General features: G+C 66.8%; 15 protein-coding genes and 1 pseudogene. 8 read left to right on the forward strand and 8 right to left on the reverse strand.

The genetic code is table 11. The features are described from left to right. The 7 genes and pseudogenes from RM96_RS11020 to RM96_RS11050 form a co-directional block, all read right to left on the reverse strand. Window positions 1-227 (reverse strand): annotated as a pseudogene (locus tag RM96_RS11020) (hypothetical protein); the annotation flags it as partial. A gap of 52 nt (window positions 228-279) precedes the next feature. After that, entirely contained in the window at window positions 280-1,011 is a 732-nt protein-coding gene (ubiE, locus tag RM96_RS11025; protein WP_039010474.1) for a bifunctional demethylmenaquinone methyltransferase/2-methoxy-6-polyprenyl-1,4-benzoquinol methylase UbiE, read from the reverse strand. Window positions 1,012-1,040: 29 nt separating this feature from the next. After that, a complete protein-coding gene (locus tag RM96_RS11030; protein WP_039010477.1) occupies window positions 1,041-1,463 on the reverse strand; it encodes a gamma-butyrobetaine hydroxylase-like domain-containing protein in 423 nt (140 codons plus the stop codon). Window positions 1,464-1,555: 92 nt separating this feature from the next. After that, window positions 1,556-3,421, reverse strand: coding sequence for an ABC transporter ATP-binding protein/permease (locus RM96_RS11035; protein ID WP_039010478.1), 1,866 nt, complete (start codon window positions 3,419-3,421; stop codon window positions 1,556-1,558). Window positions 3,422-3,577: 156 nt separating this feature from the next. Further along, window positions 3,578-4,012 (reverse strand): HIT family protein, encoded by a 435-nt coding sequence (locus tag RM96_RS11040; protein WP_039010479.1) that lies wholly within the window; start codon window positions 4,010-4,012, stop codon window positions 3,578-3,580. A 9-nt stretch (window positions 4,013-4,021) separates the two neighbouring features. Beyond that, window positions 4,022-7,996, reverse strand: coding sequence for a DUF3683 domain-containing protein (locus RM96_RS11045; protein ID WP_039010481.1), 3,975 nt, complete (start codon window positions 7,994-7,996; stop codon window positions 4,022-4,024). Between the two features lie 158 nt (window positions 7,997-8,154). Continuing rightward, a complete protein-coding gene (locus tag RM96_RS11050) occupies window positions 8,155-8,733 on the reverse strand; it encodes a YqaA family protein (protein ID WP_039010483.1) in 579 nt (192 codons plus the stop codon). 283 nt (window positions 8,734-9,016) lie between these two features. Here RM96_RS11050 and RM96_RS11055 point away from each other — a divergent pair, with 283 nt between their 5' ends. The 8 genes from RM96_RS11055 to RM96_RS11090 all read left to right on the forward strand — a co-directional run bounded on the left by RM96_RS11055 (window position 9,017) and on the right by RM96_RS11090 (window position 17,116). Continuing rightward, window positions 9,017-9,502 carry a (2Fe-2S)-binding protein gene (locus RM96_RS11055; protein ID WP_039010485.1) on the forward strand — a complete coding sequence of 162 codons (486 nt, stop codon included), beginning with the start codon at window positions 9,017-9,019 and terminating at the stop codon, window positions 9,500-9,502. An 11-nt stretch (window positions 9,503-9,513) separates the two neighbouring features. Next, window positions 9,514-11,889 (forward strand): xanthine dehydrogenase family protein molybdopterin-binding subunit, encoded by a 2,376-nt coding sequence (locus RM96_RS11060; protein ID WP_039010486.1) that lies wholly within the window; start codon window positions 9,514-9,516, stop codon window positions 11,887-11,889. Between the two features lie 34 nt (window positions 11,890-11,923). Then, window positions 11,924-12,724, forward strand: coding sequence for an FAD binding domain-containing protein (locus tag RM96_RS11065; RefSeq protein ID WP_039010488.1), 801 nt, complete (start codon window positions 11,924-11,926; stop codon window positions 12,722-12,724). Window positions 12,725-12,828: 104 nt separating this feature from the next. Beyond that, window positions 12,829-13,725 carry an AAA family ATPase gene (locus RM96_RS11070; RefSeq protein WP_039010489.1) on the forward strand — a complete coding sequence of 299 codons (897 nt, stop codon included), beginning with the start codon at window positions 12,829-12,831 and terminating at the stop codon, window positions 13,723-13,725. A 4-nt stretch (window positions 13,726-13,729) separates the two neighbouring features. Further along, entirely contained in the window at window positions 13,730-14,956 is a 1,227-nt protein-coding gene (locus RM96_RS11075; RefSeq protein ID WP_039010491.1) for a vWA domain-containing protein, read from the forward strand. Next, window positions 14,947-15,507 carry a CoxG family protein gene (locus RM96_RS11080; protein ID WP_039010492.1) on the forward strand — a complete coding sequence of 187 codons (561 nt, stop codon included), beginning with the start codon at window positions 14,947-14,949 and terminating at the stop codon, window positions 15,505-15,507. The genes RM96_RS11075 and RM96_RS11080 overlap by 10 nt, the downstream gene beginning before the upstream one ends. Next, on the forward strand, window positions 15,480-16,502 hold the full coding sequence (locus RM96_RS11085; RefSeq protein ID WP_039010493.1) for an XdhC family protein: 1,023 nt from the start codon (window positions 15,480-15,482) through the stop codon (window positions 16,500-16,502). The genes RM96_RS11080 and RM96_RS11085 overlap by 28 nt, the downstream gene beginning before the upstream one ends. Before the next feature lie 8 nt (window positions 16,503-16,510). Next, the gene (locus RM96_RS11090) at window positions 16,511-17,116 is read left to right on the forward strand and encodes a nucleotidyltransferase family protein (protein WP_039010494.1); all 606 of its coding nucleotides are present in this window, start codon (window positions 16,511-16,513) and stop codon (window positions 17,114-17,116) included. A 3-nt stretch (window positions 17,117-17,119) separates the two neighbouring features. Here the strand turns inward: RM96_RS11090 and RM96_RS11095 are convergent, their stop codons facing one another. Next, complete coding sequence (locus tag RM96_RS11095) at window positions 17,120-17,476, reverse strand: 4a-hydroxytetrahydrobiopterin dehydratase (RefSeq protein ID WP_039010495.1); 357 nt, start codon at window positions 17,474-17,476, stop codon at window positions 17,120-17,122. Window positions 17,477-17,482 lie beyond the last annotated feature (6 nt).

Genomic DNA, 17,482 nt, shown 5'->3' on the forward strand with positions numbered 1-17,482 from the left:
CCCGCCGCACCGGCGGTGGCCGGCGCTGCCTGGGTCGGTTGCTGTGCCGGCTGCTGGGTCGGCGCCTGTTGCGCAGGCGCCTGCTGGCGTTGCTGCGTCACGGTGGAAGATTGCTTGCCGATGCTGCGCGAGCCGCCGATGCGCTTGGCATTGGCGTCGAACACCATCCCGAAGGCAATCGCGGCTATCAGCGACCCCACCAGGAATTTTCCGCGAATTGACGACATATTCAGTGATCCCCTGTCAGTTCTGCCCAATCTTTGAGCAACGAATGGCGTATTAGTACTTTCGCCCGACGTGGAGCGCCACCACTCCGGCCGTCAGATTGAAGTATTCGACATTCTCCAGGCCCGCATGTTCCATCAAGCGTACAAGTGAGGCCTGGTCAGGATGCATTCTGATCGATTCCGCGAGATAGCGATAGCTAGGGGCATCCCCTGCCACCCGCTCGCCCAGCCACGGGAGGACCTTGAATGAATAGACATCATAGGCCTTCTCCAGTGGCTTCCAGACCTTGGAAAACTCCAGCACCATGACCTTGCCGCCCGGCTTGACCACCCTGCGCATCTCGGCCAGCGCGGCATCCTTGTGAGTCATGTTGCGCAGGCCGAAGGCCACGGTCACCAGGTCGAAGTAGTTGTCCGGGAACGGGATACGCTCGGCATCGCACAGGCAGACCGGCGTCACGATGCCCTTGTTCAGCAGGCGGTCGCGGCCCACGCGCAGCATCGATTCGTTGATGTCGGTCAGCCAGACCTCGCCGGTCGGGCCCGCCTGCTTCGCGAATGCCTTGGACAGGTCGCCGGTGCCGCCGGCAATGTCGAGCACCTTGTGGCCGGGGCGCACGCCCGCCTGGGCGATAGTGAACATCTTCCAGAGCCGGTGCATGCCGCCCGACATCAGGTCGTTCATCACGTCGTACTTGCTTGCCACCGAATGGAAGACGCCGGCGACCTTATCGGCCTTTTCCGCTTCGTCGACCTTCTCGAACCCGAAGTGGGTTTCACTCATATCTCAGACTCCAGAATTGCAGGCGCGGCTCAGTGGTGGCCGCAGCCGTGGCCACCAGCGGCGCCGGCGGCAGGCATCGGGGTATCGCGGTCCGCGCCGGCCGCTTCCAGCCGCTGCAGGTAGTCCTGCCAGAGCGCGTCCTGATTGTCGCCGAGGCGGTACAGCAGGTCCCAGGAATAGATGCCGGTGTCGTGGCCGTCGGAAAAGCGGATCAGGATGGCATAGTTGCCAACCGGCTCCACCGCCGCCACGCCGACGTCGCGCTTGCCGGTCTGCAGCACTTCCTGGCCGGGCCCATGGCCCTGCACCTCGGCCGAGGGCGAATACACGCGCAGCAGCTCGAACGGCAGCCGGAAGCTGCGGCCGTTGTCGAAGCCGATTTCCAGCACTCGCGACTGCGTGTGGACGGTCAGCGCGGTGGGATGGGGAGTGTCTTTTTCCAGGCCTGCCATGATGATTGCACCCGCGTGGCGGGCGCCTCTATAGATTAGCGTCTCGTGGCGTCCTGGCTGGCCCTGGCATCAGCGCGGGCCACCGCAGGCCGTCACGCCTCGCATACAACCCGATAGCTTACCGCAGCCACCTCGCCTTGCCCATCCTGCCCGCCGGCGCCATCTTCCGGCACATAGCGCAGGCGCCTGCCATGGAAGGCCGCGACGGTGCTGCGGTGCGCGATGCTGATGATGGTGGCGTCCGGCAGGGCTTCGACCATCAGCCGGTACATGGCGCTCTCGGTTTCCTCGTCGAGCGCACTGGTGGCCTCGTCCAGGAACAGGTACTGTGGCTTCTGCAGCAGCGCGCGGGCGAACGCCAGCCGCTGCTGCTCGCCGGGCGAGAGCCGCAGCGACCAGTTGTCGAAGACATCGAGCTGACCCACCAGCTGGGCCAGCCGCGCCTGCCGCAATACTACCTGGAGCGCCTCGCTGGGATGCGCGGTGCCGGCATCGGGATAGGCCAGCGCGTCGGCCAGCGTGCCGATCGGCAGGTAGCTGCGCTGCGGCAGGAACAGCGTGCGCGCGTCGGCCGGCATCGTCACCGTGCCGTGGCCGTAAGGCCAGATTCCGGCCAGCGCGCGGAACAGCACGCTCTTGCCGCAGCCGGACGGCCCGCTGACCAGCCAGCGTTCGCCCGGCGCCACCGACAGCGAGAACGGCGCCACCAGCGGACGCTGCCCGACCGCCTCGCTGCGCGCCTGGCGCACCGGCAGGGCCAGCGCCAGGCCGTCGATCGAGATGCCGGCGTCGGGCTTGCCGCTATGCTCGACTTCAATGTCGCGCGTCGCCTGGTGCTGCAGGTCCTGGCGCTCCGCCACGCGAATCGCTTCCTGGAAGTCGATCAGACGGTTGGCGGCCGCCTTCCATCCGACCAGCGTGGCATAGCTGTCGACAAACCACGACAGCGCCCCTTGCACCTGCCCGAACGCAGAGCTGGTCTGCATCAGCCCGCCCAGCGTCATCTTGCCGGCGAAGTAACGCGGCGCCGCCACCAGAATCGGGAAGATGATGGCGAACTGCGCATAGCCGGAGCTGACGAAGGTCAGCCGCCGCGTATAGCGCATCAGCTGGTTCCAGTTGGCACGGATGCGGTCGAAGCGCGCGCGCAGGCCCGCCTGCTCGGTCGGCTCGCCGCGGTAGAGTGCCACCGGCTCGCTGTTCTCGCGCAACCGCACCAGCGTGAAGCGGAAGTCGGCCTCGTACTGCTCCTGCTGGAAATTCAGGCCGATCAGCGGCCGCCCGACCAGGTGCGCCACCAGCGAGCCGACCACCGCATAGCCCACCGCGAACCACACCATGTAGCCAGGAATCACGAACTCGCTGCCGCCCAGCGCAATGCTGATCGGGCCGGATACGGTCCACAGGATGCTCACGAACGATGCCAGCGTGACCACCGAATTGAGCAGGCCGAGCGACAGCGACAGCGCGCCGTCGGTGAACTGGCGCAGGTCATCGGCAATCCGCTGGTCCGGGTTGTCGGTCGCATGCGTCTGCTCGATGCGGTAGTAGGCCTGGTGATCGAGCCAGTGGTCCATGAAGCGGCCGGTCATCCAGGTACGCCAGCGCATCTGCAGCATCATCGTGTAGTACTGGCGCGAAATGGCGGCCACGATAAAGAAGGCCGCGATCCACGAGAAACGCAGCAGCAGCACCTTGAACGATGCAAAGTCATGCTGCTCCAGCGCGTTGTAGAACACGCGGTTCCACTCCGTGAGCAGGACGTTGATATAGACGATGCCAAGATTGAGCGCGACCACCAGGCTCAGCAGGCCGAGCCCGGCCTTGCGGTCATCGGACTTCCAGTAAGGCTTGATCAGCGCCCAGGTTGCCGCCATGCGCAGCCGGCTCTGGATCTTGAGGGCGCGGGCCGGTACGGCGGGGCCCGGTACGGTGACGGAAGTCGGCGTGGTGGACATGGCCTCTGCGATTCGAACCTGCCGGCGTGCCGCCGGCGGGCTTGTTCTTTTCAGGATTCGGTGCGGCGCACCGGGACAATAGGCATCAGACGTGCCCGGCCCCGCGCGGGTTCCGCGGCGGCGCGCCGGCGCACATTGCGCCGCCGGCCACGCCGCTCAGTCGTCCGATCCAAGCGCGGAAAGTGCGGCACGCAGCGCCGGAAGGCGGCCCGCCAATTCTGCCACGCGCACCGGATCGGCGGCGCGCTGCGGCGCCGCCCAGACCGCTTCTGGGAAATGCGTGTCCCAGCGGTAGCGCGGAATGATGTGCCAGTGCAGGTGCGGCACCATGTTGCCGAAGGCGGCCAGGTTGACCTTGTCCGGCGTCATCACCTCGCGCACCACGCGCTCGGCCCGCACCACCAGGCGCATCAGCCAGGCCTGGTCGGCATCCGACAGGTCGCTAAGCTCGGCCACGTGGTCGTTCCAGACCACGCGGCAGAAGCCCGGAAAGCGATCGTGCTCGACCAGGATCAGCCGGGCGCGGTCGCCCATCCAGACCAGTTCGCCGCCGTCGGTTTCGCAGAGGGGGCAGTTGGGTGAACGCGTCATGGGCGGGATTTACACCAGCACCCGCTCGATGCCACCCGCATTGGCCTTTGCCACGTAGTCCGGCATCCAGTCCTCGCCCAGCAGATGCTTCGCCATCTCGATCACGATGTAATCCGCCTGGACCGAAGCATCCTCGTTGTAACGCGACAGGCCCTGCAGGCACGACGGGCAGCTGGTGAGGATCTTGACGTCGCCGGTGAAGCCGTCGGCGCGCAGCTTGTCCGCGCCCTTCGTCATTTCCTCTTCCTTGCGGAAGCGGACCTGCGTCGAGATATCGGGGCGCGTCACCGCCAGCGTGCCCGATTCCCCGCAGCAGCGCTCGTTCTTCTCGATCTTGCCCAGACCGGTGTTGCCGCCCATCAGGTCGTTGACCAGCTTGGTCGGGTCCATCGTCTTGATCGGCGTATGGCAGGGGTCGTGGTACATGTAGCGCGTACCGGTCACGCCCTCGAGCTTGACGCCCTTTTCCAGCAGGTATTCGTGGATATCGATGATGCGGCAGCCCGGGAAGATCTTGTCGAACTCATACCCGGCGAGCTGGTCGTAGCAGGTGCCGCAGCTGACCACCACGGTCTTGATGTCGAGGTAGTTCAGCGTGTTGGCCACGCGGTGGAACAGCACGCGGTTGTCGGTGACGATCTTCTCGGCCTTGTCGTACTGGCCATTGCCGCGCTGCGGATAGCCGCAGCACAGGTAGCCCGGCGGCAGCACGGTCTGCACGCCAACGTGCCACAGCATGGCCTGCGTGGCCAGCCCGACCTGCGAGAACAGCCGCTCCGAGCCGCAGCCCGGGAAATAGAACACGGCTTCCGATTCCGGCGTAGTCGCCTTCGGGTCGCGGATGATCGGCACGATCTCGTTGTCTTCGATATCGAGCAGCGCGCGCGCCGTCTTCTTGGGCAGGTTGCCCGGCATCTTCTTGTTGATGAAGTGGATCACCTGCTCGCGCACCGGCGCCTTGCCCACGGTTGCGGGCGGATGCGCGGTCTGCTTCTTCGCGAACTTCTTCAGGACCTCGTTGCCCAGGCGCTGCGCCTTGTAGCCCCAGTCGATCATGACCTTGCGGGTCAGGTTGATGGTCTCGGGGTTGGTGGCGTTCAGGAAGAACATCGACGCCGCGGTGCCGGGGTTGAACTTCTTCTGCCCCATCTTGCGCAGCAGGTTGCGCATGTTCATCGACACGTCGCCGAAGTCGATCTTGACCGGGCACGGCGTCACGCACTTGTGGCACACCGTGCAGTGATCGGCCACATCGGAGAACTCGTCCCAGTGCTTGACCGAGATGCCGCGGCGGGTCTGCTCCTCGTACAGGAAGGCCTCGACCAGCAGCGAAGTCGCCAGGATCTTGTTGCGCGGGCTGTACAGCAGGTTGGCGCGCGGCACGTGGGTGGCGCACACCGGCTTGCACTTGCCGCAGCGCAGGCAGTCCTTGACGCTCTCGGCGATAGCGCCGATATCGCTCTGCTGCATGATGATCGACTCATGCCCCATCAGGCCGAACGACGGCGTGTAGGCATTGCGCAGGTCGGCGCCGGGCAGCAGCTTGCCCTTGTTGAAGCGGCCCTGCGGGTCGACCTTCTGCTTGTACGTGCGGAAGTCGCCGATCTCTTCCTCGGTGAGGAATTCCAGCTTGGTGATGCCGATGCCGTGCTCGCCCGAGATCACGCCGTCGAGCGAACGCGCCAGCGCCATGATGCGGGCCACCGCGCGGTGGGCGTCCTGCAGCATGTCGTAGTCGTCGGAGTTCACCGGGATGTTGGTGTGCACGTTGCCGTCGCCGGCATGCATGTGCAGCGCCACGAAGACGCGGCCGCGCAGCACCTGCTTGTGGATCTTCTGCGCCTCGTCGAGGATCGGCTTGAATTCGCCGCCGTTGAAGATCTTGCGCAGCTCGGCGCGGATCTCGGCCTTCCAGGACACGCGGATGGTGCGGTCCTGCAGCAGGTGGAACACGGTGGCGTCAGGCTGATGCTGCAGGCGCGCGTCGAACTCCTGCCCCAGCAGTCCCAGCCCATGCCCGATCAGCGAGGCCTTGGCCTGCGCCAGCGGCACGTCCATGTGGTCCTGCAGGTAGCGCCAGCGCGCGCGGATCTCGCGCAGCAGCGTCAGCGCGTGCTGCACGCGGTCTTCCAGCAGCTCGGCGCTGGGAATCTCGTTGGCGTCGTCGCTGCGGCCCAGCGGCAGGTTGCCGCGCGCGAAGAACGCTTCCAGCGTGTCGACCAGCTTGAGCTTGCTCTTGATCGACAGCTCGATATTGATGCGCTCGATGCCGTCGGTGTACTCGCCCATGCGGTTGAGCGGGATCACCACGTCTTCGTTGATCTTGAAGGCGTTGGTGTGCTTCGCGATGGCCGCGGTGCGCGAACGGTCCAGCCAGAACTTCTTGCGCGCCTCGGGGCTGACGGCGATAAAGCCTTCGCCGCTCTTGCCGTTGGCCATGCGGATGACTTCGGAGGTGGCGCGCGCCACGGCGTCTTCATCGTCGCCGACGATGTCGCCGATCAGCACCATCTTCGGGAACGCGTTGCGCTTGCTCTTGGTGGCATAGCCCACCGCGCGCAGGTAGCGCTCGTCCAGGTGCTCCAGGCCGGCCAGGATGGCGCCGCCCGGCTTTTTGGTCTCGGCGTCGAGGAAATCCTTGATTTCGACGATGCTCGGGATCGCGTCGCGGGCCTGGCCGAAGAACTCCAGGCACACGGTGCGGATGTACTTCGGCATGCGATGCAGGATCCAGCGCGCGCTGGTGATGATGCCGTCGCAGCCTTCCTTCTGCACGCCCGGCAGGCCGGCCAGGAACTTGTCGGTGACGTCCTTGCCCAGGCCTTCCTTGCGGAACTTGCGGCCTTCGATCGCCAGAGTCTCGGTGCGCAGCACCTTCTCGCCCGGCGCGCGATTGCCGTCCGACCACTTCAGTTCGAAGGTAGCCACCGGCACGTCGTGGATCTTGCCCAGGTTGTGGTCCAGCCGGGTGATTTCCAGCCAGTTGCCCTCCGGGTCCACCATGCGCCACCAGGCCAGGTTGTCCAGCGCGGTGCCCCACAGCACGGCCTTCTTGCCGCCGGCGTTCATGGCCACGTTGCCGCCGATGCACGAGGCATCGATCGAGGTCGGGTCCACCGCGAACACCAGGCCGGCCTTGTCGGCCGCATCGGCCACGCGGCGCGTGACCACGCCGGCGCCGGAGAAGATGGTCGCGACCTTGCGCGGCACGCCCGGCAGGTCGGTTTCCTCGACCGGCCCGAGCTGCTCCAGCTTCTCGGTATTGATGACCGCGCTCATCGGCGTCAGCGGCACGGCGCCGCCGGTGTAGCCGGTGCCGCCCCCGCGCGGGATGATGGTCAGGCCGAGCTCGAAGCAGCCCTTGACCAGGCCGGCGATCTCTTCCTCGCTATCCGGCGTCAGCACGACGAACGGATACTCCACGCGCCAGTCGGTCGCGTCCGTTACGTGCGACACGCGCGACAGGCCGTCGAACTTGATGTTGTCCTTCTGCGTCACCCGGCCCAGCACGCGCTGCGCGCGCTTGCGCAGGTCATAGGCCGCGGCAAACTCGTTCTTGAAGTCCTCGATCGCCTGCTTGGCGAAGGCGACCAGCTGCTCCACGCGATGCGAGCGGTCTTCGGCGGCCGGCTCGGCGTGCTCGGCACGGTCGGCGGCGCGGCGCTTCTCGATCTCGCTCAGGCGGTGGTGCAGCGCGGTCACCAGCATCTGGCGGCGCTTGGGGTTCTCGAGCAGGTCGTCCTGCAGGTACGGGTTGCGGCGGACCACCCAGATATCGCCCAGCACTTCATACAGCATGCGGGCCGAGCGGCCGGTGCGGCGCTCGCTGCGAAGCTCGTCCAGGATGCGCCAGGCTTCCTCGCCCAGCAGGCGGATCACGATCTCGCGGTCCGAGAAGGACGTGTAGTTATAGGGAATCTCACGCAGGCGCGGAGGGGCGTCCTGCGCTGCGAGCTTGGCGTCGAGCACGAGTGGGGCGTTCATTGGGGGACCGCTTCCTGCTGCGCACGGGGACTGTGCGCGAATCGTTCATTAAAGTGCGATTGTACTTCAAGGCCTGCTTTCGCCGCACCGCAACATCGGCGAACCCTTGCAAGAACAAGGGTTTAGCGGCATTTGTCCGGTGCAGGAGGTCGCCCGGATCAGAACCAGTGCTTCAGCGTTTGCGCAATGTTGTGCCAGAAACTGTCAGGAATCCACAGCAGGCTGCCGGTCATGACGAGGTAGCGCAGGAATTTGCCGATCGCCATATAGCCGAGGCTCGGCCAGAACGACAGGCGCAGCCAGCCCGCCAGGGTGCACAATGGATCACCTACGCCCGGCAACCAGGACAATAACAGCGTAGGCGGGCCAAGCCGGCGCATCCAGCGAGAATAGCGCTTGTCGAGCACCGGCTTACTGGGCTTGCGTTCGTGGCGGCGATGCTCGGCGTGCTCCTGTTCGTGCTCGCGCTCCTGCCGGTGTTTGCGGTAGCGCACCAGCGCCAGCTTGGCGGCGTAACCCAGCCACCAGTCGATGGCGCCGCCGGCCGTGTTGCCTACCGTGGCCACCACGATTGCCGGCCAGAACATCTCGGGATTGAGCTTGATGTACCCGAACACCGCCGGCTCCGATCCCAGCGGCAGCAGCGTGGCCGAGACCAGGCTGACGACGAAGATGGCTGGCAGCCCCACCTTCGGCAGGGCAAGGGTCTGGAACAGCCACTCGAAAAAGGCTTCCATGCAGGCGGGCTCGCAAGCGGGGCGGGGGGCCGGGCCATTCTAGCAGTGGGGCCTGCCGCCCCCCCTTCGGGTCACGGACTATCCACATGGCAGGGCCGCAGGTTTTGTGATTAACTGTTAGAGCCTGTCGCGGCCAATCGTTCGCCGGCCGCAGGAAATATCGCACCATCAGCACCCATATCACGAAATAGCCGTATCAAGCGGCAGTACCGCGCAGTGGCCAGTCCCGCGCAGTGATCTTTCGGGAAGTTGGCCATGCGCGTCCACACACATGGAGACAAGCATGGCGATTCCTATCCGCCTGACGGTCAATGGCAAGCCCGTTGACGCCCAGGTAGAACCCAACACCCTCCTGGTCCAGTTCCTGCGCGAACAGCTGCGCCTGACCGGCACCCATGTTGGTTGCGACACTGCCCAGTGCGGCGCGTGCACCGTGCACCTCGACGGGCGCGCGGTCAAGTCCTGCAACATGCTGGCGCTGCAGGCGGACGGCGCCGAGGTCACGACCATCGAGGGACTGGCTGCCGACGGCAAGCTGCACCCGATGCAGGAAGCCTTCCGCGAGTGCCACGGCCTGCAATGCGGCTTCTGCACGCCCGGCATGGTGATGAGCGCCACCGCACTGGTGAAGGAACAGCCCGACGCGGACGCCGCCGCGATCCGCCATCATCTCGAAGGCAATCTGTGCCGCTGCACTGGCTACCACAACATCGTGCGCGCGGTGCAGCAGGGCCAGGCCGCCATGCGCGGCACCACCGGCGCCGAATAAGGGGAACCGCCATGAACGCACCCGAAAACCAGCGGCTGATCGGCGCCTCTGTCAAGCGCAAGGAAGACTACCGCTTCCTGACCGGCAACGGCCAGTACACCGACGACATCGTGCTGCCGCAGCAGAGCTACGGCTATTTCCTGCGCTCGCCGCACGCGCATGCGCGCATCAAGTCCATCGACAAGACCGAGGCGCTCGCCTCGCCCGGCGTGATTGCCGTGCTGACCGGCGAAGACATGGCTGCCGACAAGGTGGGCGGCCTGCCCTGCGGCTGGCTGATCCATAGCATCGACGGCACGCCGATGAAGGAGCCGCCACACCCCGTCATCGCACAGGGCAAAGTGCGCCACGTGGGCGACCAGGTGGCGCTGGTGGTGGCCGAGACGCTGCAGCAGGCCAGGGACGCCGCCGAGAAGATCGACGTCGATTACGAGGAACTGCCCGCCGTGGTGAGCGCCGCGCAGGCTGCTTCGGCCAGCAGCCTGGTGCACGACGACGTGCCCGCCAACACCTGCTACACCTGGGGCCACGGCGACAAGGCCGCTACCGACGCGGCCTTCGCCAAGGCCGCGCACGTGACCACGCTGGAGATCGTCAACAACCGCCTGATCCCCAACGCGATCGAGCCGCGCGCGGTCAACGCCAGCTATGCGCGCCAGGACGACAGCTACACCGTGTACGTCGCCAACCAGAACCCGCATGTGGAGCGCCTGCTGATGGGCGCCTTCGTGCTGGGCCTGCCCGAATCGCGCCTGCGCATCATCGCGCCGGACGTGGGCGGCGGCTTCGGTTCGAAGATCTTCCTGTATCCGGAGGACGTCGCGCTCACCTGGGCCTCGAAGAAGGTCGGCCGGCCGATCAAGTGGACCGCCGAGCGCTCCGAGTCATTCCTGACCGATGCGCACGGCCGCGACCACGTGACCAAGGCCGAGCTGGCGATGGACGCCGACGGCAAATTCCTGGCCATGCGCGTGCACACCACCGCCAACATGGGCGCGTACCTGTCGACGTTTGCCAGCAGCGTGCCCACCATCCTCTACGCGACCCTGCTTGCCGGCCAGTACACCACGCCGGCGATCTACGCCGAGGTGAAGGCGGTCTTCACCAACACCGCGCCGGTGGATGCCTACCGCGGCGCCGGGCGCCCCGAGGCCACCTACGTGGTCGAGCGCCTGGTGGAAGCGGCGGCACACGAGATGAAGATGGATCCCGCCGAGATCCGCCGCAAGAACTTTATCCGCCAGTTCCCGTATGCCACGCCGGTCGGCCTGACCTACGACACCGGCGACTATGAGCCGTGCCTGGCCCGCGCGCAGGAGCTGGCCGACGTGAAGGGCTTCCCCGCCCGCCGCGATGAAGCGAAGCAGCGCGGCAAGCTGCGCGGCCTCGGCTACTCCTGCTACATCGAGGCCTGCGGGCTGGCGCCGTCGAACATCGCCGGCGCACTGGGCGCACGCGCGGGGCTGTTCGAAGTGGGCGAGATCCGCGTCCACCCGACCGGCACCGTGACCGTGTTCACCGGCTCGCACAGCCACGGCCAGGGCCACGAAACCACCTTCGCACAGATCGTGGCGGACCGGCTCGGCATTGCGCTGGAAGCCGTCGAGATTGTCCACGGCGACACCGGCCGCGTGCCGTTCGGCATGGGCACTTACGGCTCGCGCTCGCTGGCGGTGGGCGGCTCGGCCATCATGAAGGCACTCGACAAGATCGAAGCCAAGGCCAAGAAGATTGCCGCGCACCTGCTGGAGGCGTCCGACGCCGACATCGAGTTCAAGAACGGGGTGTTCAGCGTGGCCGGCACCGACCGCAGCAAGACCTTCGGCGAAGTCGCGCTGACGGCCTACGTGCCGCACAACTATCCGCTCGACAAGCTCGAACCCGGCCTCAACGAAAACGCCTTCTACGATCCGACCAACTTCACCTACCCCTCCGGGGCCTATGTGTGCGAGGTGGAAGTCGACCCCGACACCGGCGAATCGCAGGTGGTGAAGTTCACCGCGGTCGATGACTTCGGCAATGTCATCAATCCGATGATCGTCGAAGGCCAGGTCCACGGCGGCATCGGCCAGGGCCTGGGCCAGGCCATGCTGGAGCAGTGCATCTATGACGACGACAGCGGCCAGCTGCTGACCGGCTCCTATATGGACTACGCCATGCCGCGCGCCGGCGACCTGCCCGACTTCACCGTGGAAACGGCCAAGGGCACGCCCTGCACGCACAACCCGCTGGGCGTGAAAGGCTGTGGCGAAGCCGGCGCGATCGGCTCGCCGCCTGCCTTCATCAATGCGCTGGTGGACGCGCTGTCGCCGCTGGGCGTCAAGGACCTGCAGATGCCCGCCACGCCCCACCGCGTGTGGCAGGCCATCCAGGCGGCCCGCCCCTGATCGGCCCCACGGACGAACCGGAAAGGAAACCGACATGTACGCATTCCAGTTTGAACGCGCGACAGACGCCAAGGCGGCCGTCGCGAAGCTGAAGGCCGATCCCGATGCCAAGTTCCTCGGCGGCGGCCAGAGCCTGCTGGCCGCCATGAAACTGCGGCTGGCGGCGCCATCCGCGCTGATCGATGTCTCGCGCATTCCCGGCATGGCCGACATCCGCGTCGAGAACAACGAGGTGGTGATCGGCGCGGCGGCGCGCCACGCCGACGTGGCCGCCAATGCCGAGGTGCGGCGCCGCATTCCCGCGCTGGCAGCACTGGCCGGCGGCATCGGCGACCGCCAGGTACGCGCGATGGGCACGATCGGCGGCTCGCTCGCCAACGATGATCCCGCCGCCTGCTACCCGGCTGCCGTGCTGGGGCTTGGCGCCACGGTGGTCACCGACCGACGCTCCATCAAGGCCGACGACTTCTTCAAGGGCCTCTACGAAACCGCGCTGGAGCCGGACGAGCTGATCACCGCCGTGCGCTTCCCGATCCCGGACCAGGCCGCCTATATCAAGTTTGCCAACCCCGCCTCGCGCTTTGCGCTGGTCGGCGTGATGGTGGCGCGCACCGGCAACACGGTGCGCGTGGCGGTCACCGGCGCGGCCGACAGCGTATTCCGCTGCCAGCCGCTGGAGCAGGCGTTGTCGGCCAGCTTCACGGCAGCGGCGGCACGTGCGGTGAAGATCGGTCCCTCCAGGTTGAACACCGACCTGCATGCGTCTGCGGAGTATCGCGCGCATCTGATTCCGGTGCTCGCGGCAAGGGCGGTGGAGCAGGCATTGAAGGGGTAGCGGAGCTTCACCTCTGCCCATTGTTGTCTCCCCTCTCCCCTCTCCCACAAATGGGAGAGGGGAGACAACCGGCGGCACTATCCACAAAGCAGACCAGATTTTTCATGCTCCCCGACTCCATCGACCAGACCCTCGCCCAGCTCGAACGCCAGCAGTATTTCGCCGACCGCGAAACCGCCACGGTGCTGTACCTCGCGCTGCGCATGCAGCGCCCCTTGTTCCTCGAAGGCGAGCCCGGCGTCGGCAAGACCGCGCTGGCGCTGGCGATGGCCAACGTGCTCGGCACACGCTTGCTGCGCTTGCAATGCTACGAAGGTCTCGATGCCGCCAGCGCACTCTACGAATGGGACTACCCGCGCCAGATCATGGCGCTGCGGCTGGCCGAGGCACGCGGCGAGCGCCCTGAAGCGCAGTCGCTCTACCACGATGACTTCCTGCTCAAGCGCCCGCTGCTGGAAGCCCTACTGCCGGACCCGGCTGCTCCCGGCGTGCCGCGCGTGCTGCTGATCGACGAGATCGACCGCGCCGACGAACCGTTCGAGGCCTTCCTGCTGGAGGTGCTGTCGGAGTATCAGGTGTCGATTCCCGAGATCGGCGTGGTGCGTGCGGAGCAGCCACCGCTGATCATCGTCACGTCCAACCGCACGCGCGAAGTGCACGACGCGCTCAAGCGCCGCTGCCTGTACCAGTGGATGGGCTACCCCGAGCGCGAGCGCGAACTGCAGATTGTCGCCGCGCGCGCGCCGGAGGCGGCTTCGCGCCTGCAGGCGCAGGCCATCGACTTCATCCACCGGCTGCGCGGCATCGACCTGTTCAAGGCGCCCGGCATTGCCGAAGCCATCGACTGGTGCCGCGCGCTGTCCGCGCTGGGCGTGACTGAGCTCGATCCGCAGTCCGTGCGCGACACGCTGGGCGTGCTGCTCAAGTACCAGGACGACCTGGCCCGCGCCGACGGCCCGACCGTGGCCGAACTGCTGGCGAGCGCCGCGCCCGGAGCCTGAGGCAATGGCCATGCTGCACCCAGCCCGCGAGACGGCACCGGCATCGCCGATGCCGATGCTGGCACGCAATGTCACGCACTTCATGCGCCTGCTGCGCGATGCCGGCTTTGGCTTGTCGCCGGCGCATGCGGTCGATGCGCTGGGTGCGCTGCAGTATGTCGACATCGGCCGGCGCGCGGAAGTGCGCGCCGCACTGGCCGCGCTGGTGCTGTCCGGGCCCGACCAGCGGCCCTTGTTCGATGCCGCCTTCGACCTCTTCTGGCGCGACCCGGACTGGGAAGGCAAGCTGCGCGCGCTGCTGCTGCCGCGCGTGGATGCCGGCGCCCCGCCGCCGCGGCGCAGCAACCGGCTGGCCGATGCGCTGGCCGCGCGCCAGCCGGAACTACCGGCGCGCCAGCCGCAGAGCGAAGCAGAGCGCTTTGCCGTCCCGCTCACCTTCTCCGACCAGGAGCGCCTCGCGCAGCGCGATTTCGAAACGCTGAACGCGCAGGAATGGCGCGCCCTGCAGCACCTGATCCGCACGCGCCGCACGCATCTCGCCCTGCAGCGCACCCGCCGGCTGCGCGCGGCCACCTGCGGCACGCACGCCGACCTGCGCGCGAGCGCGCGGCTCGCCGTCCGCCAGCACGGCGAATGGCTGCGCTGGAAATACCGCAAGCATGCAGAGCGCAAACCGCCAGTGGTGCTGCTGCTCGACATCTCAGGATCGATGAGCCAGTACTCGCGTGCCGTGCTGTACTTCTGCCATGCGCTGATGCAGTCGCGCGAGCGGATGTCCGTGTTCCTGTTCGGCACGCGGCTGACCAATATCACCCGCTCGCTGCGTGAACGCGACCCGGATGAAGCCGTGGCAGTCATCACCGGCCAGGTGCGTGACTGGGCCGGCGGCACGCGCATCGGCGCGGCGCTGGCCAGCTTCAACCGCCACTGGGCGCGCAGGACCTTGTCCGGGCGCGCCACCGTGCTGCTGGTAACCGATGGCCTCGATCACGAGCAGATCGACCTGCTCGGCAGCGAAATGGCGCGGCTGCGGCGCTTTGCGCATCGCATCGTCTGGCTCAATCCGCTGCTGCGTTACCCCGGCTTCACTCCACAGGCGCGCGGCGTGCAGGCCATCCTGCCGCACGTGGACGCGCTGCGTCCCGCACATAACCTCGACAGCCTGTTTGCGCTGGAATCCCTGCTGTCGGAACACAACGGCCCTGCCAAGGAAACCCCGCCATGGAAATGACCCAGAGCCAGCGCCTGCCGGTGCCGCAACAGGTGGCATGGGAGGCGCTCAACGACACGGAGCTACTCAAGCAATGCATTCCCGGATGTGAGAGCATCGAGCCTGACGGCGAAAATGCCTACCTGCTGGCACTGACCGCCGCGGTTGGGCCGGTCAAGGCGCGCTTCAAGGGACGCATGGAACTGCAGGACATCCAGGCGCCCGACAGCTATACCATCCAGTTCGACGGACAGGGCGGCGCCGCCGGCTTCGGCAAGGGCGTTGCACGCGTGTCGCTGGCGCCCGAAGGCGACGAGACGGTGCTGAGCTATACCGTGCACGCACAGGTGGGCGGCAAGATCGCGCAGATCGGCTCCCGGCTGGTGGATGCGGCCGCGCGCAAGATGGCAGACACCTTCTTCACGCGCTTCACGGAAGCAGTGTCCCCGCCGGCGCAGGACGAGCCCGCCGAAGCAGGAAATGAAACACCCGCCGAAGGCGATGGCGAGGATCAACAATCAGGTGAAAAGAAGCGGAAACGATCATGGACAGCGTGGATCTCGAAGTCCTGAAAAGCAGCGTGCGCTGGCAGCGGGAAGGCCATCGCGTTTTGCTGGTCACGGTAGTCAGGACATGGGGCTCGTCGCCCCGCCCCGAAGGCGCGATGCTGGCCGTGCGCGATGACGGCCTGGTGGTAGGCTCGGTCTCGGGCGGCTGCATCGAAGACGACATCATCGATCGTGTGCATCGCAAGGGTATCGACGCTACGCTGCCCGAAGCCATCAAGTACGGCATCAGCGCAGAGGAAGCCCACCGCTTCGGCCTGCCCTGCGGCGGCACGATCGAGCTGGTGACCGAACCGCTCAAGCCTGACAGCGGCATTGCGGAACTGCTGGACGCCGTCGAGAACGGCCGGCTGGTGGCCCGAACGCTTGATATGGCCACTGGCAAGGCAACGCTCGGGCCCGCCGAGGCCACCGACGGCCTGGCGTTCGACGGCAAGATCCTGCTGACCATTCACGGTCCGCGCTATCGCATGCTGGTGATCGGTGCTGGGCAATTATCCAAGTACCTGTGCCAGATCGCTGTAGGCCTCGGCTTCCAGGTCACCGTGTGCGATCCGCGCGAGGAATACACCGAAACGTGGGACATCGCCGGCGTGACCATGGTACGCACCATGCCGGACGACACCGTCACCGACATGCAGCTCGACGAGCGCTGCGCGGTCATCGCGCTCACGCACGATCCCAAGCTGGACGACCTCGCCTTGATGGAAGCGCTGCGCACGCGCGCCTTCTACGTAGGCGCGCTGGGCTCGCGGCGCAACAACCAGGCGCGGCGCGAACGGCTCAAGGAATTCGACCTGACCGAACTGCAGCTGGCCCGGCTGCACGGGCCGGTGGGCATCTACATCGGCAGCCGCACGCCGCCCGAGATCGCAATCTCGATCCTGGCCGAGGTGATCGCTGCGAAGAACCACGTCTCGTTGCCCGACATCCTGCAGGTGGAAGGCGCCAAGGCGGCTCGCGAAATGGCTGCCAGCGAAGGCAGCAGCTGTACAACGTAAGGAAGGCCATGACCGCCGCGCCGAACGCCCCGCTGCTGAACACCGACCTGCCCACCGGCATCCTGCTGGCCGCCGGCTTCGGCCGCCGCTTCGACGCGGCGGGCAAGCGCAACAAGTTGCTGGAGGCGATGCCCGGCGGCCGCACCATTGCGTGGCGCAGCGCGCGCACGCTGGCCGTGGCGCTGCCAGCGTCGGTCGCCGTGATCCGGCCCGGCAATCCAGCGCTGGCCGAAGAGCTGCGCCGCGCAGGCTGCCGCGTGATTGAGTCGGCCGAAGCCGAGGCAGGCATGGGCGCGGCCCTGCGCGCCGCGGTGGCCGCCACGCCCGATGCGCGTGGCTGGGTCGTGGCGCTGGCGGACATGCCGTGGCTGCCGCTGGAACTGGTCAGGGCCGTGGCGCTGACCATCACCACGCCGGACACCATCGCCGCACCGTGGCGCAACGGGCAACGCGGGCATCCGGTCGGCTTCGGCGCCGCGTGGCGGGATGAACTGCTCAAGCTCGATGGCGATGAGGGCGCGCGTGATTTGCTGAAGACGCAACCCGTCACTCGCATCCTGACCGAGGATGATGGCGCCTTCCGCGATGTGGATACGCCTGGCGACCTGCGCTGAAAGCTATGGCTGCGCTTGCGGCATCGACTCCGCCAGCGCACTCGTCTTTGCCGCCATGATGAAGTCGTTCTGGTGCAGGCCCTTGATCTTCTTCGTCTTCCACGAAACCGTGGCGTGCCCCCAGCCAAAGCTGATTTCCGGATGATGGCCCTGCGCTTCCGCCAGCTGCCCTACGCCGGTGACAAAAGCCAGCGCCTGAGCGAAGTTGCGGAAGCTGAAGCTGCGTTCGAGCCGGGTGGCATCGTCCGCTAGCGTCCAGCCCGGCGCTTGCTGCAGCAAGGCTTCGGCTTCCGCGCGCTCCAGCGGCGGAATGCCGCCGCGGCATGGCGTGCAGGTCTGGGTTTCGAGCTTCTCGCCCATGGCAAT

Origin of the sequence: Cupriavidus sp. IDO (assembly GCF_000812465.1) — a bacterium.
GTDB lineage: Bacteria > Pseudomonadota > Gammaproteobacteria > Burkholderiales > Burkholderiaceae > Cupriavidus.